Consider the following 22,489-nt stretch of genomic DNA (forward strand, 5'->3'; position numbering starts at 1 on the left):
CGGCTGTTCAGGCCGGATAAGAATTCCGGCCCCGGCCGTTGCCAGACTGTTCAACCCGGGCGGAGCGAGAAGGAACGTTGAGGGTTGCCGGGAAAAGAGTGACCGAATCGGTGCTTTCCCGCTTCGATCACGGATGGGACGGAAACCGGATGAGGAGGTGAACCCATGCTCGACGTTTTCACGCCGGACACGCTGCGGGCCCTGTGGCGCGGGGCGCAGCTCACGCTCTCGTTGACCCTGCTTTCCAGCGTCTTCGGGCTGGCCCTGGGGCTGATCGCCGGGCTGGGGCGGATGTCGCGCCTGGCCCCGCTGCGGCTACTGGCGGGTATTTACATCGAGACGTTCCGGGGCACGCCGCTGCTCGTGCAGCTCTTCTTCCTGTTCTTCGCGCTGCCGCAGATCACGGGGGTGTCCCTGCCCGCCTTCAACACGGCGGTCCTGGGCCTGAGCCTCTTCGCCGGGGCCTACGCCGCCGAAGTCATCCGGGGCAGCCTGAACGCGGTGGACCGGGGGCAGGTGGACGCGGCGCGGGCGCTGGGCCTCAGCCCCCTCCAGACGCTGCGGCTGGTGCTGATTCCGCAGGCGGCGCGAACGGCGGTCCCCGCCCTGGGCAACCAGTTCATCGGCCTGCTCAAGGATTCCAGCCTGGCGAGCGTCATCACGGTCTCCGAGCTGCTGCTCACCACGCGGGGGCTCGTGTCGATCACCTACCAGCCCGTGCCGCTGTACCTCGCGGTCGGGCTGATCTACTTTCTGCTGTCCAACGCGGCGGCGCGGCTGTTTCGCCTGCTGGAACGGCGGCTCAACCGGCCGTACCGGGTGGGCGCGGCCTGAGCCTCATGGGGCGTGCAGCACGGTCACGAGCGCCCTGCCCCGCCCCACCGAGGCCGTCACCCGCCCCCCCGCCGCCTCGTTGCTGACCGTCCAGCCGCTGCCGAGGGGAACAGAGGCGTCCCGCAGGGGCCAGCGGACGCCAGCGATGGCGACCCCGCGCAGGGGGCTGAAGGCGAGGACGCTGATGGTCGTTCCGAACGGGAGATCGAGAACGACATCTTCCCCGGGCAGGAGCGGGTGCCCGCTCTCGTCGCCGCTGTGCAGGGTGACCGCAAGGCCCTCCCCCGCGAGGCGCAGCCCACCCAGCACCAGTGCCGCCGTGTGGTCGAAGCGCCCGCCGAAGGCCCCCAGGAAGATCAGCTCGGTCGCTCCCCGTTCGCGCGCCACCCGCACGGCGAGTTCCCCGTCCGTCTCGTCCTTCGCCGCCGGGTGGACCTCGCGCGGGGCGTCCAGCCTCACCCCGTCCGAGGAGTCGAAGTCGCCCACCCAGGCATCCACCCCCACGCCGAGCGCCGCCGCGTGCCGCCCCCCGCCGTCCGCCGCCACCACGAGGTCGGGGCGGGGGAGGGCCTGCAGCGCCCCCGTCATCACCAGCCGCCCGCCCACCAGAATCCAGGCCGTCACGCCCGCTCCCGGTCGTCGGGGAGGGTCAGGATGCGGGCGAGGTCGAGGGTCAGCCGCAACGTGTCCCCCTGAATTCCCGCCGCCTCCCGCGCGCTCAGGTGCAGGGTGAGGGGACCCAGGGGGTGCTGCGCGGTAACCTCCGCCCCCGTGTCCGTGGTCCGCCGCGCCGTGACGGGAAGGGAGTCGCCCTCGCCCAGCCGCACGGCGTCCTCGGGGACGAGGTGGGCGCAGCCGTTCAGCCCCGGCAGGACGTTCGTGTGACCCAGGAAGGACGCCACCCAGGCCGTTGCGGGACGGGCGAAGACCGCCGCCGCCCCGCCCACCTGCACGATCCGCCCCGCCCGCATGACCGCTACCCGCGAGGCGACCGCCAGCGCCTCCCGTTGGTCGTGCGTGACGAGGAGCACGCCCGCGCCGACCCGCGCGAACAGCGCCCGCAGGTCCGAGCGGAGCCGGGCCCGCAGTTGCTCGTCCAGGTTGGAGAGCGGTTCGTCGAGCAGCAGCAGCGGTGAGCCCGTCGCCACCGCCCGGGCGAGCGCCACCCGCTGCGCCTGCCCGCCGGAGAGTTCCGTGGTCCGCCGGCCCGCCAGTCCCTCCAGGCCGACCAACGCCAGCGCCTCCCGTGCCCGCTTCTCGGCCTCAGCCCGGCTCGCCCCGCGTATTCGGGGCCCGTAGGCCACGTTCCCGAGCACATTCAAATGCGGGAAGAGGGCGTAGTCCTGGAAGACCAGCCCGACGTGCCGCGCCTCCGGGGGGAGGGCCGTCACGTCCCGTCCCCCGACGAACACCCGCCCCGCGTCCGGCCGTTCCAGCCCCGCCACGCAGCGCAGCACGGTGCTCTTGCCACAGCCACTGGGGCCGAGGAGGGCGACAGTCTCGTTAACGCCAACGCTCAGGGATACGTCCTCAACCGCGAGGGTCGCCCCAAAGCGTTTGGAGAGGTGCTGGAGGTCGAGGGCAGGTGGATTCATTGCAGGAGGATGACCGCCAGACGTTGCAACGCTGCGGCCAGGACCCCTGGGGGAACTGTCTCGATCACTTGAACGTCCCGCGCCTGCCAGTCCATCGTGTAGACGTGGGAGGCCAGGACCGCACCGCGTGTGCCTAACGTGTCGGGAAGGGTGATTTCCGAGGTGTAGCCCTTCACCCGCGAGGTGACTGGCATGCAGATCATCAGCCCGGTGCGCTCGTTGTACCGGGTATTGCTGACCACCAGGGCGGGGCGGCGGCCTCCCTGCTCATGGCCGAGGCTGGGATCGAAGGTGACCCAGATGAGTTGCCCCCGCTCCGGCGCGCTCACCAGTCCAGTTCCCGGCCCACCGGCCTGTACTCGGGCACGTCCTCATACCTCAGCGGCTCCTCGGGCAGTCCCGCCAGCAGCTCTTCGATACTCAGGTCGGGGCGCCAGACCGGGCGGCTGGCGGGCGACAGGCGGATTCCGCCATCCGCCGTCACCTCCAGCTCGTATTCCTGCCCGGCCTCCAGCGCCTCCTCCCGCACCACGCTCGCGGGCACCACGAAGCCCAGGCTGTTCCCGTGCCGACTGAGTTTCACGCGCATATCTCGCCTCCTGTCGGACAAAGTATGACATTCCCCGTCACGTCACCTCTCCCTCGCCGCCGTCGAGCAGGGTGAAGGCCAGGGCCGAGAGCAGCAGGAGCACGGTCGCCAGGGCGCACGCCTCGCCCAGGTTGCGCTCGCCGGGGCGGCCCAGCCGCTCGTACAGGCCCACGCTGAGGGTCGCCCACTCGGGCCGGGTCAGCACGAGCGTGGCGCCGAACTCGCCCAGCACGGTGGCGAGGGCGAGCGCCGCGCCTCCCCGGAAGGCCGGAAGCGTCAGGGGCAGCGTGACCGTGCGGTGAGCGGTCAGCGGCCCGGCCCCCAGGCTGCGCGCGGCCTCCAGCAGGCGGGGGGGCAGGGCGCGCAGGGCGGGCAGCAGGCTGCGGGTGACCAGGGGAAAACCCAGCAGCGTGTACGCCGCAATCAGCAAGGGGAGCGTCGCGGAGAGTGCTGGATAGGCAAGCAGATAACCCACGGCCAGGCTCACCGGGGACACCATCAGCGGCAGCAGTGACAGCAGGTCGAGCGTCCGCGAGCGGGCCAGCCACGCGCCGAGGGCGTGCAGACCACCCAGCAGCGCCGCGCCGATCAGCGCCATTCCGGCGAAGCGCAGGGTGTTGCCCAGCAGCAGCGGCGTATCGGGGTCGACCAGGACACCCCGCCAGAAGGTGAGGGTGGGCCCTCCGGTTCCCAGCAGGCCGCGAGCGACCACCGCGACCAGGGGCCCGAAGCAGATCAGCGCGGTGACGGCGAGCAGCCCCCACAGCAGCAGGGCCGCCCCGCCCCGCGCCGCCGGAAGCCCGGAGGTGGGAACACCCACCCCCCCGCGCGACAGCCGGACATATGCCCACGTTGCCCCCAGCGTCAACGCCAGTTGTCCGGCGATCAGGGCGCTCGCCTCGCTCAGCCGGAGTTGGTAGGCCGTCAGCGTGTAGATTTCCACCTCCAGCGTGGCGTACCGCTCGCCGCCCAGCGCCAGCGGCAGCCCGAAACTCAGCGCCGAGTACAGGAACACCAGGAGAAAGCCGGCGCTCAGCCCCGGCAGGGCGAGGGGCAGGGCCACGGTCAGCGCCGCCCGCAGGCCCGAGGCGCCCAGCGTCCGCGCCGCGCCCGTCAGCGCAGGCGGCACCCGTGAGAAGCCTCCGTACGCCAGCCGCACCATCACGGGCAGGTTGAAAAAGAGGTTGCCCAGGATGAGCAGGACGGGGGTTTCCTCCAGGTCGAGCCCGAGCGGCCCGGTCAGCCAGCCGCGCGGCCCCAGCAGCGCCGTGAGGCCCAGCACTGCCACGAGCGTGGGCGTCACGAAGGGCAGGAGCAGGAGGCGCAGCAGCAGGTCCCTGCCGGGCACCGCGTAACGGGAGAGCAGGTAGGCGAGGGGACCTCCCAGGGCGAGGGCGATGAGGGCGGAGGTGATCGCCTGTCCCAGCGTCCAGCCCAGGCGTCCCAGGAAGTAGGGGTCGCGCCAGACGGAGAGGTTGACGCCGCCCTCGGCCAGGGTGCGGCCCAGGGGCAGGGCGAGGAGCAGCCCCAGGAAGAGGACGGGCGGGAGCGCGAGGAGCCAGCCGCGCAGGGTGGGGGGGAAGTGGGGGGGCATGGGGGTTTGGGGTCAGGAGGGGGTTTTGGGGCAGGGGATCTTGCTGCGGTTTGCCCCCACCCCCCAGCCCCCTACCCCCAGAGGGGGCAGGGGGAGCTTTCCGCTGCGCTCGGCAAGGGGCCCGGCCCGTCGGGCGTGTGGTCGCTTCTCTTCACGCGCAAGGTTTGATCTTGCTGTGTTCCGAGCCGCGGGCCCACCGTCTCGCCGCGCGAGCAAGGCGGGGTGAAGGCTGTGCGAGTGCGAGTCTCTGGCAGGAACCGGCCGTCCACAGTTGACGGTTTTGGGAAGCACAAGCTTTGGCGCTTTTGGCTCCTCCCCCCTTGCGGGGGAGGCTGGGTGGGGGGTGGCAGGCGTCAGCCTGCCCAGCGTCCTCACCGCGCCCGCAGCACATTCGTCACCCAGGCGTCCACCAGCCGCTGCGGGTTGGCAAGGATTCCCGGCTTGACGGGAGGCACATCATGCTCCTGCGCGAACTTGAAGACCGGGTCGAGTTTGGTGCCTTTCACAGCGGGATAAACCCACATCCGGGTGGGGAAGTCGGCCTGCACGGGGTTCGAGAGCATGAAGTCCACGAATCGGCGGGCGAGTTCCGGCTGCCGGGCGCCCTTCAGGACGCCGACGCCTTCCAGTTGCCGGAAGGTGCTGCCGGGCAGGAAAAGGTTGGCGGTGGGGGCCTGGGCGGGGAGCTTCTTCGGGTTGTAGCCCTCGGCGTAGAACACCTCGGCGGCGGGGCTGCTCGCGTAGCTCAGGACGATGGAGTACTTGCCGCCGTTTTTACTGAAGTCCTTTTCATAGGCGTCCGTCCAGCCGCGCGTGACCTTCAGGCCGTTCGCGCGGGCCTCGCGCCACCAGGCCCAGGCGCCCGCCTCGCCGTAGTGGTTCACGGTGGCGAGCAGGAAGGCGAGGCCGGGGCTGCTCGTGGCCGGGGAGGGCACGACCGTCAGGCGGGCGTACTGGGGCTTTTTCAGGTCGTCGAGGCTCCTCGGTAGGGCCAGGCCTGATTTCTGGAAGTACGCCCGGTCGTAGTTCAGGGCCACGAAGCCGTAGTCCACCGTGTTCAACAGGCCCGTCTCGTCCAGGCGGTAGGCCGCGGGGACTTTCGAGAGGGCGGGCGACCTGTACGCTTCCAGAATCCCGGCGGCGCGCGCGCGGGGCAGCAGCGTGTTGTCCAGACCGTACACCACGTCGGCGATGGGGGCGCGGCGGGTCAGGATCAGGCGGTTCAGGAGTTCCCCCGCGTCACCCCCTTTCACAAAGCGCACGCGGGCGCCGTTCGCCTTTTCGAACTGGGCCACGAGCCCTTTATCCACGTCGAACGAGTCGTGGGTGATCACCGTCAGGGTGGTCTGGGCATGGGCGGCGCCGACGAGGAACAGGCCGAGCATCAGGGCTTTCCGCATAAAAAATTCCCCCTCGCGTCACGAAGGGGAAGCGCACACGGGGCGCAGGGCGGACCCTGGCTCCCGCGCATCACGCTCCCTCCGCCGGTATGACCCGGATCAGGTTCCTGGGGTGTCTCTCAGCCCCGCTCCGGCCTGCTCAGGCACGGCGCGTGGGCACCCCCGGTGACGCACCGGGATGATAGCGCACTACCCTGGGCCATGACCTTTCATCTGGTGGCGTGGGCTGTTCTGCTGGATCCAGTGGGGCGCGTTCTGCTCGCCCGCCGCGCGGATGTCTCCTATGGGGCGGGCCTGTGGGGCTTACCGGGCGGCCACGTGGAGAGGGGCGAGGGCCTGGCGGGGGCGGCGGCGCGCGAGGCGTGGGAGGAGGTCGGCGTGCGGGTTGATCCAGACGACCTGCAATTTCTGGGCGTCAGCCGCTACGACCTGGGGGAAGTGACCGGCGCCGACTTCGTGTTCGCGGCCAAGGTCTGGGAGGGAGTGCCCCGACCCCTACTCCAGACTTCGGAGGTCGGCTGGTTCACGCCGGGCGCGCTGCCGCAGGACTGCCTTCCCTGGTTGCCGGGCGTGTTAAAGGCCCACCTCCTGGACGGCAGGCGTCTCTCCGAGCAACTGGACGGCGTGCAGGGTCTGCGGGTGTTCCCCGAAGGGTAACGAGGGAAACTGGCGCCTCCTGCTTCCATCTGAAATACTTTCATTTGAAATGACTAGTAGAGATTCCTCCCATTCCCCCGACGAGCTTTACCGGCTCGTTCGGCAGACGTTGCGCTTGTCGCGGCGCTTCCGGCAGGTGCTGGACGAGCCGCTGGAGCAGGCCGTCAACCTCAACACCAAGGAAGTCCTGGTTCTCGCCGCCGTGATGGACGGGCTGGACACGCCCGGGGCGGTGGCCGAACACCACCGGCTGCCCGCCCCCACCGTGACCCGCATCGTGACCAAGCTGGCCGCCCAGGGCCTGCTGGAGCGCGTGACGGACCCCGCCGACCTCCGCCGCCAGCGCCTGCGCCTGACCCCGGCGGGCGAGGCGACGCGGACCCGTACCCGCGCGGCCTCGCAGGACATCGTGCAGGCCCACTTCGGGCACCTGCCGCCTGCCCAGGTCCACGCGGCGCTCGTCGCCCTGGAAGGGCTGGAGGCGGCCCTCGCCCCCTCGCGCGAGGAGGTGAGCCTGTGAATACCCCCAACCTCTCCCACCGGGATAAGATTCTGGCCTTCGTCGGCATCCTCATGGTGCTGTTCCTCTCCAGCCTGAACCTGACGGTGGTGGGCAGCGCCATGCCGCGCGTGATCGCCGACCTGGGCGGCTTTCACCTGTACGCCTGGGCCTTCACGGCGTACTCGCTCGCCACGACGATCACCATCCCCATCGTCGGCACGGTCAGCGACCGCTACGGCCGCCGCCCGCTGATCCTGCTGGGGATCGTGGTGTTCGCGCTGGGCAGCGTGCTGCTGGGCCTCTCGCAGAGCATGGGGCAGCTCATCGCGCTGCGTGCCCTCCAGGGCATCGGCGGCGGCACCCTCATGGCGATGAGCTTCACCGCCATCGCCGACCTGTTCACGCCCATCGAGCGCGGGCGGTATCAGGGGTACACCGGGGCCGTCTGGGGCGTCAGCAGTGTGGTGGGGCCGCTCGTCGGCGGCTTCCTCACCGACCACCTGGGCTGGCGCAGCGTGTTCTTCGTGAACGTCCCCTTCGCGCTGCTGGCGGTGTATTTCGTGTGGCGCTTCTTCCGGCTGCCCGCCCCGACCGGCCCGCGCACGCACCGAACCTTCGATGCCCTGGGCGCGGCCCTGCTCGGCGGCACGGTGGCGGCCCTGACCCTGGCCCTGTCGTGGGGCGGCGGCACCTACGCCTGGGACAGCGCCCGCATCCTGGGCCTGCTCGCGGCCACGCTCGTCCTCGGTGGCCTGTACGTGCGGCACAGCGCGCGGCAGGAGCAGCCCATCCTGAACCTGCGGCTGCTGCGCGACCCGGCCATCTCGCTCGCGTCCGCGGCGGGCTTCCTGACGAGCGCGGGCATGTACGCCGCGATCCTGTACCTGCCCCTGTACATGCAGGGCGTGCGCGGCAGCAGCGCCAGCGGGAGCGGCCTGGCCCTCGCGCCCCTGATGCTCGGCATGATCACCACGAGCACCCTCAGCGGGCAGATCGTGAGCCGCACCGGGCGGTACAAGCTGCTCATCCTGGGCGGTGCGTTTGTCGCCACCGTCGCCCTGCTGCTGAGCACCACGCTCGGCACCGTCACCCCGCTGTGGATCGCGGTCGGCCTGATGGTGCTGCTGGGCATCGGTCTGGGCCCGGTGAACAGCCAGCTCACGCTCGCGGTGCAGAACGCCGCGCCGCGTGACCAGCTCGGCAGCGCCACGAGCGGCAACCAGTTCTTCCGCCAGATCGGGGGCACGCTCGCGGTCAGCCTGTTCGGGGCGCTCGTCAATGCCCAGCTCGCGGGGAACCTCGGCGCGCAGCTTCCGGCGGGAGCCCGCGCGCTGCCCGCGCCGGTGCGGGAGGCCATCGCTAACCCCAACCTGCTCTCCAGCCCTCAGGCGACCGGGGAGTTGGAGGCGGCTCTGGCCCGGCTGGGACACCCCGACCTCTTCGCCCCCATCCTGAACGCCCTGCGCGGGGTGATGGCCGGAGCCATCGACCACGTGTTCCTGATTGCGGGCCTGCTCGTGGGGGTGGCCTTCCTCGTCACGCTGGCCCTGCCCGAGCGGCCCCTGGCCGGACGGAAGGTGGCACCCCGTGCGGAGGCCCCCGAAAGGCGGGAGGCGGCGGCGACCGATTGAAGCTCGGCGGACAGAGGGGTCGGGACCTGGGCAGAACATCCGGGTCCCGGCTCATTATCTCCCGAGTTGCGCGACCCGCTCGGGCGCCTGCTCCCCCTCGGCGGCAATGCCGAAGAAGTTCACGCGGCCCACCGAGTCGAAGCCCACGACCACGGCCCAGATCGTCTGGTGGTCCAGCTCGAAGGTCGCGCTGCGGACGTAGTACGTGCTGCCCGCGTCGGTAAAGGTCCGCTCGCCCAGCACCTGCCGCTCGGCCCCGTAGGTCTTCACGCCCGCCTCCCGGTAGGCGCGAAAGGCCGCGAGCGTGCCCCACTCGGCCTGCACCTCGGGGGTAAAGGCCTGCCACACGCGCTCCACCCGCACCGCGTAGAAGTCAGCGATCAGGGCGCGGCCACGGGTCAGGGCCTCCTGCTCGGCCGGGGTTTTGGGGGCGGGGGGGACGGGAAGGGTCGTCTGTGCCGCGCTCGCCGGGGCCAGCAGCGCGAGGCACAGGGTCGCGGTCCGCAGCAGCGTCTTCATGCCCCAGCGTAGACCCGGGGGAGCGGCCATGCAGTCAGGGAAGCGACGATTCGGCCCGGCTGTAGAGGGCTCGCTCGGCCAGCACCCGCTCGATCACCGCCGCCACCCCGTCCTGGGTATTGGTCAGGGTGATCTCGTCTGCCGCCTCCAGAGCCTCCGGTTCCGCGTGGCCCATCGCCACCCCGTGCCCCGCCCAGGCAAGCATCTCCGCGTCGTTCGGCGCGTCGCCGAAAGCGAGAACCTCCTCCCGGGCAATGCCCAGGCGCGCGCAGAGCCGCTCCAGGCCCCACGCCTTGCTGACCCCCTCGGCCAGGACCTCCAGAAAGGGGGCGCCCGAGTGGGTGACGGCGAAGCCGCCCAGGTTCAGGGCGCGTAACTCGGCCAGCAACTCGCGCGGCGTCAGGGTCGTGTGCCGCACGATGAATTTCAGGCTGGGGAGGGCGAGCACGTCGTCGAGGCTGAAGGCACCCATCTCAACGGGCTCGCGCTTGTGGTCCTCGAACTGGGCGATGGCCGCGTAGCCCTCCTGGGCCACGAAGACCTCGCCCCCCTGGCGCACGCTGACAAACAGCACGCCGGGCACCCGTGCCGCCAGGGCCAGGGCCAACGCTCGCTGCGCTGCCTCTTCCACGTGTGCCTCGAACAGCACCTCGCCCGTCCCGAGGTGAACACCGTGGGCGCCGTTGCCGCACAGGGCGTACTCCGTGAAGCCCGCCGCCTCCGCGATGCGCCGTACTCCACGCGGCTGCCTGGCCGTGACCGGAACGACATGAATCCCCGCCGCCCGCGCCGCGTCCAGGGCCGCCCGCGTCCGCGCACTCACGCTCAGGTCCGGGCGCAGCAGCGTCCCGTCGAGGTCCGTGGCGATCAGCCGGATCACCGCGCCTCCAGCACCACGACCGCCGAGGCATGCTCCTTGGTGTGGGTCAGCGTCAGGTGGGCGACCCAGCCGCGCGCCCCCAGTTCCGCCGCGATCTCGGGCACGAAGCCCAGCACTGGCGGCGCGAAGGGGAAGGGGCCGTCCGGCGTGCGCTCGCGCTCGACCCAAACGTCGCGCCAGCCGTGGGGGCGGGGCCAGACCTTCTGAAACGCCTCCTTCGCCGCGAAGCGGGCCGCGAAGCTGGGGGCGGGGTCGGCGAGCCGCGCGCAGTAGGCGAGTTCGGGGGGGGCGAAGAGTTTCAGCGCCCGGTCCCCCTCGCGGGCGAGCAGGCCCCGGATGCGCTCGATCTCGATCAGGTCGTGTCCGATGGCGACGATCATGGGGGGCAGGATAGGCGCCTGGCCCGTGGAGGGGGCGCGCGAGACTCTATCCTTCCCCCGATGTCCACGCCGCCCCCCGCCCTCTTTCCCGACCTGCGCCTGCCCACCATCGCCGGAATCCTGCGGGCCGGGGAGGCGCGGTGGCGCTCGGCAGGCGTCTCGCGTGTGCGCGTCTTCGGCTCGGTGGCGCGGGGCGAGGCGGACGGTTCCGCCGACATCGACCTCCTGGTGGACTTCGCGGGTGAGGCGGGTCTCCTCGACCTGATGCGCGCCCGGACCGTGTTCGAGGCCCTGCTGGGCCGCCGCGTGGACGTGATGACGGAGGGTGGACTCAAGGCCCCGCTGCGCGGCGAAGTCCTGGCCGACGCGGTGGACGTGCTTGATGTGCCCCAGCCGCCCCCCGACACGCACCGTGAGAAACGCTGGCGCTGGCGGGTCTTCGACCTGCTCGACGCCCTCGACCGGGTGACACGCTATACGGCGGGGCACACCCTCACGACGTTCCTGGCCGACGAGCGCAGCCAGGACGCGGTGGTGCGGAACCTCGCGCGGCTGGGTGAGACGACCAAGTTCATTCCCCAGAACGTGCAGGACGCCAACCCTAGTGTTCCCTGGATTCTACTGCGGGATGTGCGGAACCTCGTCGCCCACGACTACTTCGGGATCGATCCAGCGCTGGTGTGGCACACGGCACGGGTGGAACTGCCCCGGCTGCGACCCGCGCTTCAGGCGCTGGCGGACGGGGAAGAGGATGCGGAGGGCGGGGCGTAGGTGACGGGTTCGCGCCACGGTCCCTACGTCCAGGGCAATGCCGCCCGCTCCCCCCAGTACCGTTCCGGCGACTGCGCCAGGTCGCCCAGCGCCCCCAAGTCCACGCTCAACCCGAGTGCTCCCACGTTGCTGCGGAGCTGTTCCACGGTCGTCGCCCCGCTCAGGACCACGTCGGCCCAGGGCTGGGCGAGGGCGGCGGCGAGGGCAACCGCATCCGGCGTTGTCCCCAGCCCCCCCGCGAGGTCGGCCAGGTGGGGGTGAACGTCCCCCCGGCCCGTCAGGCCGCGTAGGGTTAGCCTGCCATTCGCCACCGCCTCCTTGACCACCACGCTCCAGCCCGCCGCACGGGCCTCGGCCAGCGCCCCACCCACCGAGGGTTCGAGGAGATTCCACGTGGCCTGCACCACGCTGAACGGGTTCACTCCATCCACCCGCACGTTCAGTGCCCGCCGCAGCGTTTCCGCCTGCCGGGAACCGCTGGTAGACAGACCCACCCGCACGCCGCTCGCGGCCAGTTTGGCGAGCCGCGCCAGCACCTGCTCGTCCCCCAGCACGCCCGTTTCCAGGGTGGCCGAGTGAATCAGGTACACGTCGGGGTGGCGGCCCAATGCCGCGAGCGTCTCGGGCCACTGCCGCTCCAGCGTGGCGAGCGAATGATCCTTGACCTCGTGCTGCTCGGCGTCCGCGCGCCAGCCCGCCGTGTACGTGTAACCCCACTTGCTGCCGACGACCGGGTAGTGGCCGCGCGCCCTGAGCCAGCCTCCCAGAAACTCCTCCGCCTGCCCGTAGCTCCGCGCCGCGTCGAAGTAACGCAAGCCTGCCGTCCAGGCCGAGTCCAGCACGGCCCAGGCACGCGCCCGCAGGGCTTCCACGTCTTTCCCCGAACCCACATCCTCCCCGTGCCCCAGGTTGATGTACCCGGGCCGTCCCAGTGCGGCAAGACCCAGGCCGAGACGGGGAGTACCGGGCGGGAGCAGGGGTGAAGGCATGGAGCCGTATCGTCGGCTCGGAGAAGGATCTCCGGGGCCCCTCGTCTAGATTTTTGGCTCCTCTGTCAGATTTCAGAAAGAAAATGTGGCAATACTTTAGGCTAGTTAAAGAAGTCCCTCATGTGGTGTGACGGGCGTGTCAGGAGAGCGTATGCACGAAGCGAAAAAAGCGCTGAAGGTGGCCCCTTTCAACCTCGACGACATGGTGCGCGGCGAGGACGGCGAGCTTTACCACCTGCCCACCCTGCGGGCGCTGCACAGCGCGGGCCGCCTCTCGCGCGAGAGCGCCGGGTACCTTCTGTTGATGCAGCGGGTGCTTCAGTCCGCGCGCCTGATCGCCTGAGCGTTACATCCACCCGTCGAGCCCAGCCCCATGTGAGCTGGGCCTATTTTTTCGGGCGGTTCAGCCCTGTCCTCACGACGGGTCATTCCACCAGGGCTTCCGCCTCGATCTCCACCAGATGCCGGGGATCAATCAGCGCGGCGACCTGCACCATCGTGGTGACCGGGCGGATGGCACCGAACACCTCCCCGTGCGCTCGCCCGATGTCCTCCCACTGGCCGATGTCGGTGACATAAAGGCGCGTGCGGACGACATGTTCCAGTCCCGCGCCCGCCTCCTCCAGTGCGCCCCGGATGATCTCCAGAGCGGCGCGCGTCTGCCCGTAAGCATCCCGGACGGCCACTACCTCCCCGTTCACCGTGGCCGTTGTTCCCGCCACGTGAACAACATTTCCAACCCGCACCGCCCGCGAGTACCCGACCACGCTCTCCCAGGGGGAGGTCCCGCCGATGTTCCGCCTCATTCGCAGAGCCTACGCCGGGAACCGCCGTCCAGCCCTCACGACCGTGCCCGTGCGAACGTTTCGCGTTTGTAGTACACTTACCTAACGAGCGTTAGGCAACCCGCGACAACCCTGGAGGAGTCCCCATGACCCAGACCCTGCCCGCTAACGAGACTGCCGAGCAGCACGCCGCTTTCGAGGCCCGCATCGCCCGCGGCGAGAAGATCGAGCCCGGCGACTGGATGCCCGCCGAATACCGCCGCCAACTGATCCGCATGATCTCCCAGCACGCGCACTCCGAGGTCGTGGGCATGTTGCCCGAGGGCGAGTGGATCACCCGCGCGCCGAGCCTCAAGCGCAAGACCATCCTGATCGCCAAGGTGCAGGACGAGGCGGGGCACGGCCAGTACCTCTACCACGCCGCCGAGACGTTGGGAATCACCCGCGAGGAGATGCTCGACGCGCTGCTGAGCGGCAAGGCCAAGTACTCCTCCATCTTCAACTACCCCACGATGACCTGGGCCGATGTGGGCATGATCGGCTGGCTGGTGGACGGCGCCGCGATCAAGAACCAGACCATGCTGGCGGGCTGCTCCTACGGTCCTTACAGCCGGGCGATGGTCCGCATCTGCTCGGAGGAGACCTTCCACCACAAGCAGGGCAAGGAGATGATCGTCGCCTACGCGCAGGGCACCCCCGAGCAGAAACAGATGGCCCAGGACGCCCTGAACCGCTGGTGGTGGCCCGCCCTGATGATGCTCGGCCCGCACGACGCCGACAGCCCGAACACGGGCGCCCTGGCGAAGTGGGGCATCAAGCTCAAGACGAACGACGAGGTTCGCCAGGAGTTCATCAACGAGCATGCGCCGGAGCTGCTGGAGGCCGGGCTGACCATCCCCGACCCCGACCTGCACCAGGACGAGCAGGGGAACTGGCGACACGGCCCGATCAACTGGGACGAGTTCTGGGCGGTCATCAAGGGCCAGCAGGGTCTGAATAAGGAACGCCTCGGCGCCCGCCAGCAGGCCCACGAGGACGGCGCCTGGGTGCGCGAGGCGATGCAGGCCTACGCGGCGCGGCAAGTGAGCCAGGCAGCCGATTGATCTTTTACCCCTCCCCCTTGAGGGGGGAGGCTGGGACTCGTAGAGCTGCTCGCAGAGGGGGTGAACGGGCCCGGCGTCGAGAGAACGTCATTCCCTCACCCCCTTCACTCACCCAAGGAATGCCGATGACCCAATCTGCAACCGATACCCAGTGGCCCCGCTGGGAGGTCTTCAAGCAAGACGCCCCGAATAGGCCCTATCAGGCCGTGGGCAGCGTCCACGCCGGGGACCCCGACCACGCCCTGCTGACCGCCCGCAACGTCTTCGTGCGCCGTCCCTCCGCCGTGAGCCTCTGGACGGTGCGCGAGTCTGACATCCTCACCGCTACCCCGGAAGAGATCGCGGCCCGCGCGGAAGTGCTGGAAACCCCCGGCGAGGCGGGCACCTACCACGTGGGCCTCAAGCGCACCCACAAGCGCTCCATGACCTTCGTTGATCTCGTCGGCACCGTCGAGGCGAGTGGACCCGGCGACGCGCTGCGGCAGGCGCGGGAGCAGTACCCCGACGCCCTGACCTGGCTCGTCTTCCCCAAGTCCGCCGTCGTTCGCACCGACGACGACCCCGGCACGGTCGAGAGCTGGTTCGCCCCCGCCAAGGACAAGACCTACAAGCAGCAGCAGTTCTACGGCGTGATCGGCAAGCACGTGGGCGAACTCAAGCGCGAGGGCCGCATGCCCCAGCGCGTGAACGAGGAACCCCACGTCGGCGAGCAGAAGGTGTACGACCACCCACACGACAAGGCGCCGAAGGTGCAGCGATGATGGAGCCCATCACGACCCTCACCCCCACCCAGACGGAAGCCCTGATCCGCAAGCTCACCGCCCTCGCCGACGACGAGATCATCCTCGCGCACCGGGACGGCGAGTGGACCGGGCACGCGCCGATCCTGGAGGAGGACATCGCCCTCGCCAACATCGCGCAGGACGAGCTGGGGCACGCGACGCTGTACCTTGACCTGCGCCGGGCGCTCGACGGCTGCGACGCTGACCGCCTCGCCTTCTTCCGGGGGGCGGATGAGTACACGAACGTCCGCTTAGTCGAGTTGCCCAAGGGCGACTGGGCTTTCACCATGCTCCGTCAGTTCCTCTTCGACGCCTACGAGGCGCTGTGGCTGAGCGCGGCGCAGAAGAGCAACTACGTCCCGCTGGCCGAGATCGCCGCCAAAGCCGTCCGTGAGGAAAAGTTCCACCTCCAACACACGGCCCTCTGGGTGGAACGTCTCGCGCTGGGCACCGAGGAGAGCCGCCGCCGCATGCAGAACGCGCTGAACGAACTGTGGCCCCACGTCGCCCAGCTCTTCGCCCCGCTGCCCGGCGAGGCCGATCTCGTGGCCGTCGGAATCCTGCCCGAATTGGAAAAGGTGCGCGCCAGTTGGGAGAGCTTTGTTCTGCCCCACCTGACCGAGAAGTGCGACCTCCTCCTGCCGATGGTTCCGGCTCAAGCTCAGGAAGGGCGGGAGGTTCACACCGAACACCTCGCGCCCCTGCTCGCCGAGATGCAGAGTGTGGCGCGGCAGCACGCGAACGCCGAGGTCTGGTGATCGTATGACCACCGCTCACGTCACCCCCGAACAGGTCTGGACTGCCCTGGCTGCCGTCCCCGACCCCGAAATCCCCGTCGTGTCCGTCACCGATATGGGCATGGTCCGGGACGTGACGGTGGACGGCGGGCACGTGACCGTCACCTTCACCCCCACCTTCTCCGGTTGCCCCGCACTGCACGTCATCCGTGACTCCATCGGCGAGGCCGTGCGCGCCCTGGGTGTGGAGGACGTGGAGGTCCGCAGCACCCTCACGCCCCCCTGGACGACCGACTGGATTCAGCCCGACGCCCGCGAGCGGCTGCGCCAGTACGGCATCGCCCCGCCCGCCCCCGCCGAAGCCTCCCCCCTCATCACCCTCGACCCCGACCCCACCCGATGCCCCCGCTGCGGCTCGCTGAATGTGAGGATGACGGCCAGCTTCGGTCCCACGTTGTGCAAGCGGCTCTACGTGTGCGACTCGTGCAGGGAGCCGTTTGAGGGGTTTAAGAGTGTGTAGATTCTAAGAGTGCGTATAATTGGAGCACAAACGAAACATCTCCCAGCTCTAGAAGAAGGCTGAAGTGGGGCTGAGGAGAGATTGAGGAGGAAGCTGCTTGAAAGACAGATTACGCCTACTACAAAAAATGCTCTCGGTGGTGGGGGCCTTGAGTTTTTGTAGTGTGGGCCTGGCCACTACTACCACTAGCAGTAATTTTTCTAGAGCATTGAATACTGCCATTGGGGTTCCTGTCGTATCCACTTTGGACCCCAAGCTGCTTGCCGAGAAGAAGCCATTTTTATCTGCGATAGGTAAGGACCTTTCGGGCTACCTAGGGATGAAATGTCGAGATGTAGAATACCTGCCCTTTGGGCCTAATATGTCGGCGTTCCCTAAATTTCTCGAATACATGAATTCAAAATACCGTGTCGTGGAGTCAAGGCGCATAGGAAATAGGAAAAATTATGGCGACGCCGGAGGAAGGGAAGAAATTAACGCGTATTACAAAGTATACCTTAAATCAGGAAAACAGACGCTTTTTGGCCTAAAAATTTCTACGCTCTACTATAGTTTTGGGCACAATCCTCAAAGCTCTAGTTTCGAGAGTCGAAAACCCTCGGGTGCTGCTGTTTCGATCTGTAAGCCTTAAGTGTCTACTCGTTTAGGAAGACATATGACCACCTTCCCCACCCCTGATGTCCTTCGCCCCGCCTCTTACGTCTACGGCACCTGGCACGCCAACCCCGACGGCCAGACCCTCTACGACGCCGTGTATGGCCGCCCCGTCGCCGTCATCTCCTCCGAGGGGGTGGATTTTGCCGAGGCGTTGCGCTATGGGCGCGAGGTGGGCGGCCCGGCGATTCGCAAGTTGACCTTCCATACTCGGGCGCGAATGCTGCGGGCGCTGGCGACCTACCTGACCGAGCGCAAGGAGGACTACTACGCTCTCAACCTGCTGACGGGCGCGACCCGCCGCGACGGCTGGGTGGATATCGAGGGCGGCATCGGGACCCTCTTCAGCTACGCCAGCCTTGCCCGCCGCGAGCTGCCCGACGAACGCTTCCTGCCCGATGGCAAGGTGGAGCGGCTGGGCAAGGGCGGGACCTTCGTGGCCCGGCATCTCCTCGTGCCGCGCGAGGGCGTGGCGGTGCAGATCAACGCCTACAACTTCCCGGTGTGGGGGATGCTGGAAAAGCTCGCCCCGGCCTTCCTCGCGGGGATGCCCAGCCTGGTGAAGCCCGCGCCGCAGACGGCCTATCTCACCGAGCGGGTGGTGCGCGACATCATCGCCTCGGGCCTGCTGCCGGAGGGGGCGCTGCAACTCGTGACGGGCGACCCCGGCGACCTCCTCGACCACCTGGAGGAGCAGGACATGGTGGCCTTCACGGGCTCGGCGGCGACCGCGGCGAAGCTCAAGGTGCACTCCACCATCGTCGCCCGCAACGTGCCCTTCAACACCGAGGCCGACAGCCTGAACGCCTCCGTGCTGGGCCTGACGGTGAGGCCGGAGGACCCCGAGTTCGCCCTCTTTGTGCGTGAGGTCGCCCGCGAGATGACGGGCAAGGCCGGGCAGAAATGCACCGCGATCCGGCGAGCCATCGTGCCGCGTGACCGGGTGGAGGAGGTCGTGGCCGCGCTCCGTCAGGAATTGAGCAAGGTCACGGTGGGCGACCCCTCCCGCGACGACGTGCGGATGGGTGCCCTCGTCAGCACCGAGCAGCGCGAGCGGGTGCGGCGGACGCTGGATGCCCTCAAAGCCGAGACGAGCATCGTCATCGGCGGCGAGGAGCGCGAGCTGCTGGGCGGCGACCGTGAGAAGGGCGCCTTCCTCGACCCGACCCTGCTGCTGTGCGAGTCGCCCCTCACGGCGCGTGGCCCTCACGAGCTGGAGGCATTCGGCCCCGTGGCGACGCTGCTCCCCTACGACACGTTGGAGGAGGCGGTGCAGCTCACCCGCATGGGCCGCGGCTCCCTCGCCGGAAGCATCGTGACGCACGACCGCGCCGAGGCGACCGACCTCGTGATGGGCATGGCGAGCACCCACGGGCGCCTCCTCGTCCTGAACCGCGAGAACGCGAAGGAGAACACCGGGCACGGCTCCCCGCTGCCGCAGCTCAAGCACGGCGGCCCCGGGCGCGCGGGCAGCGGCGAGGAGCTGGGCGGCCTCTCGGGCATCAAGCACCACATGAACAAGGTGGCGGTGCAGGCCGACCCGACGACCCTCGCCGCGATCACCCGTGAGCACGTCGTGGGCGCCGAGGTGCGCGAGGACGCGCTCCACCCCTTCCGCAAGTCCTTCGACGAGATTCAGGTCGGGGACAGCCTCCTTACCCACCGCCGCACGGTCACCGAGGCGGACATCGTGAACTTCGCGGGCCTGACCGGCGACCACTTCTACGCCCACGTGGACGAGATCGGCGCGAAGGAGGGCATCTTCGGCAAGCGGGTGGCCCACGGCTACTTCCTGATCTCCGCCGCCGCCGGGCAGTTCGTGTCCCCCGCACCCGGCCCGGTGCTGGCGAACTACGGCCTGGAGAACCTGCGCTTCGTCGAGCCCGTCGGCATCGGCGACACCATCCGCACCCGACTCACTTGCAAGCGCAAGATCCGCAAGGACCTGCGCCCCGGCGAGACGCGCCCGACCGGCGTGGTCGAGTGGCACGCCGAGATCACGAATCAGCGAGACGAACTCGTGGCGACCTACGACATCCTCACGCTCGTGGAGCGGGCACGGGACGAGGCCGACGCTTAACCGTTTTCGGGGCGGGCCGGGTGGCTGAGGAGAGCTGCCCGGCTGCCCTATGGTCGAGGTTCCTTAGGGAACGGTCATGACGCAGGGTGAGAACTTCCCCCGAGGGTGGGCTACGTTGAGCGGAGCCCGTGCTGACGAGGCACGGCTCGCCACACGGTTTTCCCCGTCCCGCCGAGCTTGAAGGCGGCGCGGTTTCCCTGCCCCCAGGAGACGAATGAACGTTTCAGAGCTGATCCAGACGTATTTCGACGCCCCAAGTACCGAACGCCTTGGCCGCGAGGCTGGGTTGAGCGCCGCCGATGCCGAACAGGTATTGCGCGCCGGATTGCCCTTGCAACTGGGTGCCCTCGCCGACCACGCCCGCACGCCCGGGGGACGGGCCGACATCGGGGAGGCCCTCGGGTCCCTGCCCGCCTTTACCAGCGTCGCGGACGCCCTGAGCAGCCCGGAGGGGGCGAGCCAGCTCGGACAGGCGGGCGCACTCCTGGCCCCCGCCCTGCTGGGCGACCGGGCGGAGAGCATCGCCGGACAGGTGGCGGGCAACCTGGACCGGGGCAGCGTGCAAAGGCTCCTGCACCTGTCCCTCCCCCTGCTGCTGAGCTTTCTGGGGCAGCGCGGCCTGACCACCGCGAACGTGGGGAGCTTTCTTTCAGAACTTGGGGGAAGACCGGGCGGCGCGGCAGACGGAGCACAGGTCATCACCGCCACGGGTGGGAGTTCTGCTCCAGCAGGAACCGGTGTCCAGGGGGCAAGCGCGGACACTGGGCCACTCACCCCGGAGGGCCTGATCAGCTTCCTGAAAGCTGAGTTCGGCGGAGCGGCAGCAGACCGCCTGGGCCGGGCGGCGGGGTTCAGCGGCGGAACGGCGGCCCGCGCGACCCTGGCCGCCCTCCCCCTCGTGCTGCACGCCATCGCGGGTAAGGGCAGCACCGGGGAGGGTGCCGCGGACCTTCTCAAACGCAGCCGCGACTTCGACCGCCTGACCGAGGCGGGCGGCGGGTTGAACGCGGCCCTGCTGAGCGACGCGGCCGAGACTGCGCGGATCGAGGGCCAGGGTCGGGGTCTGATCGGCTCTCTGTTCCCGAACGTGGACCGCGTCACGGGACGGTTGGGCTCGGCGGTCGGGGGTTCGGGGGCGAACGCGGGCCGCCTGCTCGCCCTGCTGACCCCGCTGGTGCTGGGACTGCTCGCTCGCCGTGCGCGGAGCCTGGACGCCCCAGCCTTCAGCCGTCTGCTGGGCGGTCTGGGCGGCGGCCTGACGGGAATGCTCCCCCCGGGAATGACGGGCCTCGCCTCCCTCCTGACCCCGGTAACGACGGAAACGGTGGTGGCCGCCACGCCGACGGTCAGGGTGACGGAAGCTTCCCCCGCACCGCCTCCAACTCCACCCACGGCCCCCCCGACCCCGCCCACGACCGTCACGACGACCACTGAGCGTCGGCGCGGCTTTCCCTGGTGGATTATTCCACTGCTGCTCGTGCTGCTCCTCGGGGGTTGCTGGCTGGTCCAAAACCGGCAGGGAACGACACCGGCGAGCGGCACTCCGACGGGGGCAACCGGAGATGCGATTCTGGTCACGCGTCCGGCGCCCGGAGCGACCGTCCCCGCAGACGACTTCGTGATGAGCGGCACGGGCCCGGCGGACGACACGCTCCAGATTGGGGAGGGGGGCCAGCCCGTCGCCAGTGTTAAGGTCGGCCCCGACGGCAGATGGGAGGCCGCCATTCCCGCCCCGACTCCCGGCGAACACACCTACACGGTGACCGGCCAGGGAGGGGCGTCCGGTGAAGTCCAGGTCAGCGTGACGGGGACGGACGGCACGGCGACTCCGGGTGGGACGACGGATACGGCCTCTCCCAGGAACGGCACCACTGCGACGGGCGGCACTGCCCCGGGCACAGCCGCCGGGGGTGACGCGGGTGGAGCGCCAGCGTTTGCCATCACCGGGCCTGCCGCGGGCGCGCAGCTTCCCGCCGGGGGCTTTACCTTGCGCGGCGCCGGCACGCCCGGGCAGACGTTGCAGGTCTTCGAGGACGGCACGAGCCTTGGCAACGTGACGGTCGCCGAGGACGGCACCTGGACCCTGGAGGTGCCCAGTCCCGCAGCGGGCAATCACACCTACAGCGTGCGGGGGCCGGGCGGCGGCGAACTCGGGCAGGTCAGCGCGACGGTTGCGGCGACGACTGGGAATGCCAGCGCGGCAAACTGCACCCGGGACTATACCCTCAGCATCACCGACGGCCAGACCGTGAGTGAGCCTTTCCGGTTCGGCGGTGTGGGCCAGGGCGAGGGCTACAGCGTGACCGTCAAGCGCGGCGAGCGCACCGTTGGAACCAAAGCCGTCCGCCTTGACGCCACCTGCGGCTGGAGTTACCAGAGCAGGCCCGGCCCGGGTGCGGTGACCTACGAGGTTCGCCCGTTGGGACAGGCGGACGCTGCGCCGCTGAGCACCGTAACCCTGACGGTGCAGGATTAACCTCTTGACTCGAAGAGCCGCTCCCGCCGGGGCGGCTTTTCCCGTTCCCCCTCAGCGGCTGACGGTCCAGATGCCCGCAAAGTCCGCAAACTGGGTGTCGGTGTCGGGCGTCGCGTACGCGCTGATGCTGCCGTCGAGGTACAGGGCGTCTGGACAAGCCAACGTGTCCCGGAAGAACACCGCGAAGCTGTGAAAGTTCACCGGCCCCGCGCTGACCGCGAAGCGGACCTGTCCGTCCTTACAAACGCCGACCCCACTCCGAACCTTGAAACTCGTTCCTTCCGGGTTGAAGGCTGGATGAAGCCTCCCGCCCCGCACCAGCAGAGGCCCCGATTGCGTGGCGAAGGTTGGCCGGATGTTCATGCGCCGGTACGCTTGGGTTTCCGTCACACCCGCCCGCTCCCCCTTTACCCAGAACACACCGTTGGGAAGCAGGGCAAAATTTCCACCCGAACGGGCGTTGTTGATCCCCACCAGTGTCCGCCCCTGCTCGACGTGAAGTCCGAGTGGCTCCAGCCCGGGGCCATAGATACCGCTGTTGGTGGCGAACAGCACCCGCACGCCCTCTTTACGCAGCCGCTCCTTGACCTCGTGGAGGGTGCGGTACGGCTGGCCGGTCGTGGGATTCTTCCAGTGGAGCCGCAGCGTGTCCCGCTTGAGGTCAACCGTTGCCACCGTGTACAGCATTCCGCCCGACGTGATCTGCCGCATCTCCAGCCCCGTCGCTTGAGGGCAGGCCGTCAGCGAGCAGGAGAGCAGGGTGATCCACGGGAGCCGGGAGGAGCGGACAGGCGACATGTCCAGCCGATCATGCGGCCCTGGCATGAGGTCGGGGTGATCAAAAGCCGCCTGCAACGGCCTCGTGAGCGAGGACTCCCGGCTCGCGGGAATCGCCTTGGGGAGGGCTTGACAGGGAGGGAGCGGGCCTGTATCTTTTCTGAGCCTCAGTGGAGGCGAGCAGCATGACAAGCGAAGGACGTGCGAGAAACGCGTAAATACGCCGTTTCATGC

Annotated in this window: 24 protein-coding genes; 12 read left to right on the forward strand and 12 right to left on the reverse strand. The window is 69.2% G+C overall.

Translation table 11 applies throughout. From position 1 onward, the window contains the following. The first annotated feature begins 165 nt into the window (after nucleotides 1–165). Complete coding sequence (locus DAERI_RS18425; protein WP_103130905.1) at nucleotides 166–834, forward strand: amino acid ABC transporter permease; 669 nt, start codon at nucleotides 166–168, stop codon at nucleotides 832–834. A 3-nt stretch (nucleotides 835–837) separates the two neighbouring features. Here the strand turns inward: DAERI_RS18425 and DAERI_RS18430 are convergent, their stop codons facing one another. The 6 genes from DAERI_RS18430 to DAERI_RS18455 form a co-directional block, all read right to left on the reverse strand. Then, complete coding sequence (locus tag DAERI_RS18430; RefSeq protein WP_103130906.1) at nucleotides 838–1,458, reverse strand: thiamine diphosphokinase; 621 nt, start codon at nucleotides 1,456–1,458, stop codon at nucleotides 838–840. Then, on the reverse strand, nucleotides 1,455–2,429 hold the full coding sequence (locus tag DAERI_RS18435; RefSeq protein ID WP_103130907.1) for an ABC transporter ATP-binding protein: 975 nt from the start codon (nucleotides 2,427–2,429) through the stop codon (nucleotides 1,455–1,457). The genes DAERI_RS18430 and DAERI_RS18435 overlap by 4 nt, the downstream gene beginning before the upstream one ends. Continuing rightward, nucleotides 2,426–2,758, reverse strand: a complete 333-nt coding sequence (locus DAERI_RS18440) for a type II toxin-antitoxin system PemK/MazF family toxin (RefSeq protein ID WP_103130908.1) — start codon at nucleotides 2,756–2,758, stop codon at nucleotides 2,426–2,428. The genes DAERI_RS18435 and DAERI_RS18440 overlap by 4 nt, the downstream gene beginning before the upstream one ends. After that, the gene (locus DAERI_RS18445; RefSeq protein ID WP_103130909.1) at nucleotides 2,755–3,018 is read right to left on the reverse strand and encodes an AbrB/MazE/SpoVT family DNA-binding domain-containing protein; all 264 of its coding nucleotides are present in this window, start codon (nucleotides 3,016–3,018) and stop codon (nucleotides 2,755–2,757) included. Before DAERI_RS18445 ends, DAERI_RS18440 begins: the two co-directional genes overlap by 4 nt. A 37-nt stretch (nucleotides 3,019–3,055) precedes the next feature. After that, nucleotides 3,056–4,612, reverse strand: coding sequence for an ABC transporter permease (locus DAERI_RS18450; RefSeq protein WP_103130910.1), 1,557 nt, complete (start codon nucleotides 4,610–4,612; stop codon nucleotides 3,056–3,058). Between the two features lie 371 nt (nucleotides 4,613–4,983). Further along, a complete protein-coding gene (locus DAERI_RS18455; RefSeq protein WP_103130911.1) occupies nucleotides 4,984–6,012 on the reverse strand; it encodes a thiamine ABC transporter substrate-binding protein in 1,029 nt (342 codons plus the stop codon). A gap of 201 nt (nucleotides 6,013–6,213) precedes the next feature. Here DAERI_RS18455 and DAERI_RS18460 point away from each other — a divergent pair, with 201 nt between their 5' ends. Genes DAERI_RS18460 through DAERI_RS18470 form a run of 3 tightly spaced genes read left to right on the forward strand, consistent with a single transcriptional unit; the run spans nucleotide 6,214 to nucleotide 8,802 of the window. Then, on the forward strand, nucleotides 6,214–6,669 hold the full coding sequence (locus tag DAERI_RS18460; protein WP_103130912.1) for an NUDIX domain-containing protein: 456 nt from the start codon (nucleotides 6,214–6,216) through the stop codon (nucleotides 6,667–6,669). A 49-nt stretch (nucleotides 6,670–6,718) separates the two neighbouring features. Further along, nucleotides 6,719–7,189, forward strand: a complete 471-nt coding sequence (locus tag DAERI_RS18465) for a MarR family winged helix-turn-helix transcriptional regulator (RefSeq protein WP_103130913.1) — start codon at nucleotides 6,719–6,721, stop codon at nucleotides 7,187–7,189. After that, on the forward strand, nucleotides 7,186–8,802 hold the full coding sequence (locus tag DAERI_RS18470) for an MDR family MFS transporter (RefSeq protein ID WP_103130914.1): 1,617 nt from the start codon (nucleotides 7,186–7,188) through the stop codon (nucleotides 8,800–8,802). The genes DAERI_RS18465 and DAERI_RS18470 overlap by 4 nt, the downstream gene beginning before the upstream one ends. A 54-nt stretch (nucleotides 8,803–8,856) precedes the next feature. Here DAERI_RS18470 and DAERI_RS18475 read toward each other — a convergent pair whose 3' ends face one another. Genes DAERI_RS18475 through DAERI_RS18485 form a run of 3 tightly spaced genes read right to left on the reverse strand, consistent with a single transcriptional unit; the run spans nucleotide 8,857 to nucleotide 10,581 of the window. After that, a complete protein-coding gene (locus DAERI_RS18475) occupies nucleotides 8,857–9,321 on the reverse strand; it encodes a hypothetical protein (protein ID WP_103130915.1) in 465 nt (154 codons plus the stop codon). A 34-nt stretch (nucleotides 9,322–9,355) separates the two neighbouring features. Further along, nucleotides 9,356–10,198 (reverse strand): HAD family hydrolase, encoded by an 843-nt coding sequence (locus tag DAERI_RS18480; RefSeq protein WP_103130930.1) that lies wholly within the window; start codon nucleotides 10,196–10,198, stop codon nucleotides 9,356–9,358. After that, the gene (locus DAERI_RS18485; protein WP_103130916.1) at nucleotides 10,198–10,581 is read right to left on the reverse strand and encodes a 4'-phosphopantetheinyl transferase superfamily protein; all 384 of its coding nucleotides are present in this window, start codon (nucleotides 10,579–10,581) and stop codon (nucleotides 10,198–10,200) included. Before DAERI_RS18485 ends, DAERI_RS18480 begins: the two co-directional genes overlap by 1 nt. A gap of 60 nt (nucleotides 10,582–10,641) precedes the next feature. Between DAERI_RS18485 and DAERI_RS18490 the strand changes: the two genes are divergently transcribed. Beyond that, the gene (locus DAERI_RS18490) at nucleotides 10,642–11,352 is read left to right on the forward strand and encodes a HepT-like ribonuclease domain-containing protein (protein ID WP_103130917.1); all 711 of its coding nucleotides are present in this window, start codon (nucleotides 10,642–10,644) and stop codon (nucleotides 11,350–11,352) included. Between the two features lie 23 nt (nucleotides 11,353–11,375). Here the strand turns inward: DAERI_RS18490 and DAERI_RS18495 are convergent, their stop codons facing one another. Next, nucleotides 11,376–12,341 carry an aldo/keto reductase gene (locus DAERI_RS18495; protein ID WP_103130918.1) on the reverse strand — a complete coding sequence of 322 codons (966 nt, stop codon included), beginning with the start codon at nucleotides 12,339–12,341 and terminating at the stop codon, nucleotides 11,376–11,378. Nucleotides 12,342–12,492: 151 nt separating this feature from the next. Between DAERI_RS18495 and DAERI_RS18500 the strand changes: the two genes are divergently transcribed. Beyond that, the gene (locus DAERI_RS18500) at nucleotides 12,493–12,684 is read left to right on the forward strand and encodes a hypothetical protein (RefSeq protein ID WP_103130919.1); all 192 of its coding nucleotides are present in this window, start codon (nucleotides 12,493–12,495) and stop codon (nucleotides 12,682–12,684) included. Between the two features lie 82 nt (nucleotides 12,685–12,766). Here the strand turns inward: DAERI_RS18500 and DAERI_RS18505 are convergent, their stop codons facing one another. After that, the gene (locus tag DAERI_RS18505; RefSeq protein WP_103130920.1) at nucleotides 12,767–13,147 is read right to left on the reverse strand and encodes a RidA family protein; all 381 of its coding nucleotides are present in this window, start codon (nucleotides 13,145–13,147) and stop codon (nucleotides 12,767–12,769) included. Between the two features lie 125 nt (nucleotides 13,148–13,272). Between DAERI_RS18505 and paaA the strand changes: the two genes are divergently transcribed. The 6 genes from paaA to DAERI_RS18535 all read left to right on the forward strand — a co-directional run bounded on the left by paaA (nucleotide 13,273) and on the right by DAERI_RS18535 (nucleotide 21,478). Continuing rightward, nucleotides 13,273–14,229: a 1,2-phenylacetyl-CoA epoxidase subunit PaaA gene (paaA, locus tag DAERI_RS18510; RefSeq protein ID WP_103130921.1), complete on the forward strand. Its 957-nt coding sequence runs from the start codon at nucleotides 13,273–13,275 to the stop codon at nucleotides 14,227–14,229. Nucleotides 14,230–14,354: 125 nt separating this feature from the next. Then, nucleotides 14,355–14,990, forward strand: coding sequence for a phenylacetic acid degradation protein (locus tag DAERI_RS18515; RefSeq protein WP_103130922.1), 636 nt, complete (start codon nucleotides 14,355–14,357; stop codon nucleotides 14,988–14,990). Beyond that, on the forward strand, nucleotides 14,987–15,769 hold the full coding sequence (paaC, locus tag DAERI_RS18520) for a 1,2-phenylacetyl-CoA epoxidase subunit PaaC (protein WP_201262789.1): 783 nt from the start codon (nucleotides 14,987–14,989) through the stop codon (nucleotides 15,767–15,769). The genes DAERI_RS18515 and paaC overlap by 4 nt, the downstream gene beginning before the upstream one ends. 4 nt (nucleotides 15,770–15,773) lie before the next feature. Beyond that, nucleotides 15,774–16,268 (forward strand): 1,2-phenylacetyl-CoA epoxidase subunit PaaD, encoded by a 495-nt coding sequence (paaD, locus tag DAERI_RS18525; RefSeq protein WP_103130923.1) that lies wholly within the window; start codon nucleotides 15,774–15,776, stop codon nucleotides 16,266–16,268. 655 nt (nucleotides 16,269–16,923) lie between these two features. After that, a complete protein-coding gene (paaZ, locus tag DAERI_RS18530; protein ID WP_103130924.1) occupies nucleotides 16,924–19,002 on the forward strand; it encodes a phenylacetic acid degradation bifunctional protein PaaZ in 2,079 nt (692 codons plus the stop codon). 214 nt (nucleotides 19,003–19,216) lie between these two features. Further along, nucleotides 19,217–21,478 (forward strand): DUF937 domain-containing protein, encoded by a 2,262-nt coding sequence (locus DAERI_RS18535; protein WP_103130925.1) that lies wholly within the window; start codon nucleotides 19,217–19,219, stop codon nucleotides 21,476–21,478. A 51-nt stretch (nucleotides 21,479–21,529) separates the two neighbouring features. Here DAERI_RS18535 and DAERI_RS18540 read toward each other — a convergent pair whose 3' ends face one another. After that, nucleotides 21,530–22,276 carry a phosphodiester glycosidase family protein gene (locus DAERI_RS18540; RefSeq protein WP_439952261.1) on the reverse strand — a complete coding sequence of 249 codons (747 nt, stop codon included), beginning with the start codon at nucleotides 22,274–22,276 and terminating at the stop codon, nucleotides 21,530–21,532. Nucleotides 22,277–22,489 lie beyond the last annotated feature (213 nt).

This window comes from Deinococcus aerius (assembly GCF_002897375.1).
Classification (GTDB): Bacteria; Deinococcota; Deinococci; order Deinococcales; family Deinococcaceae; genus Deinococcus; species Deinococcus aerius.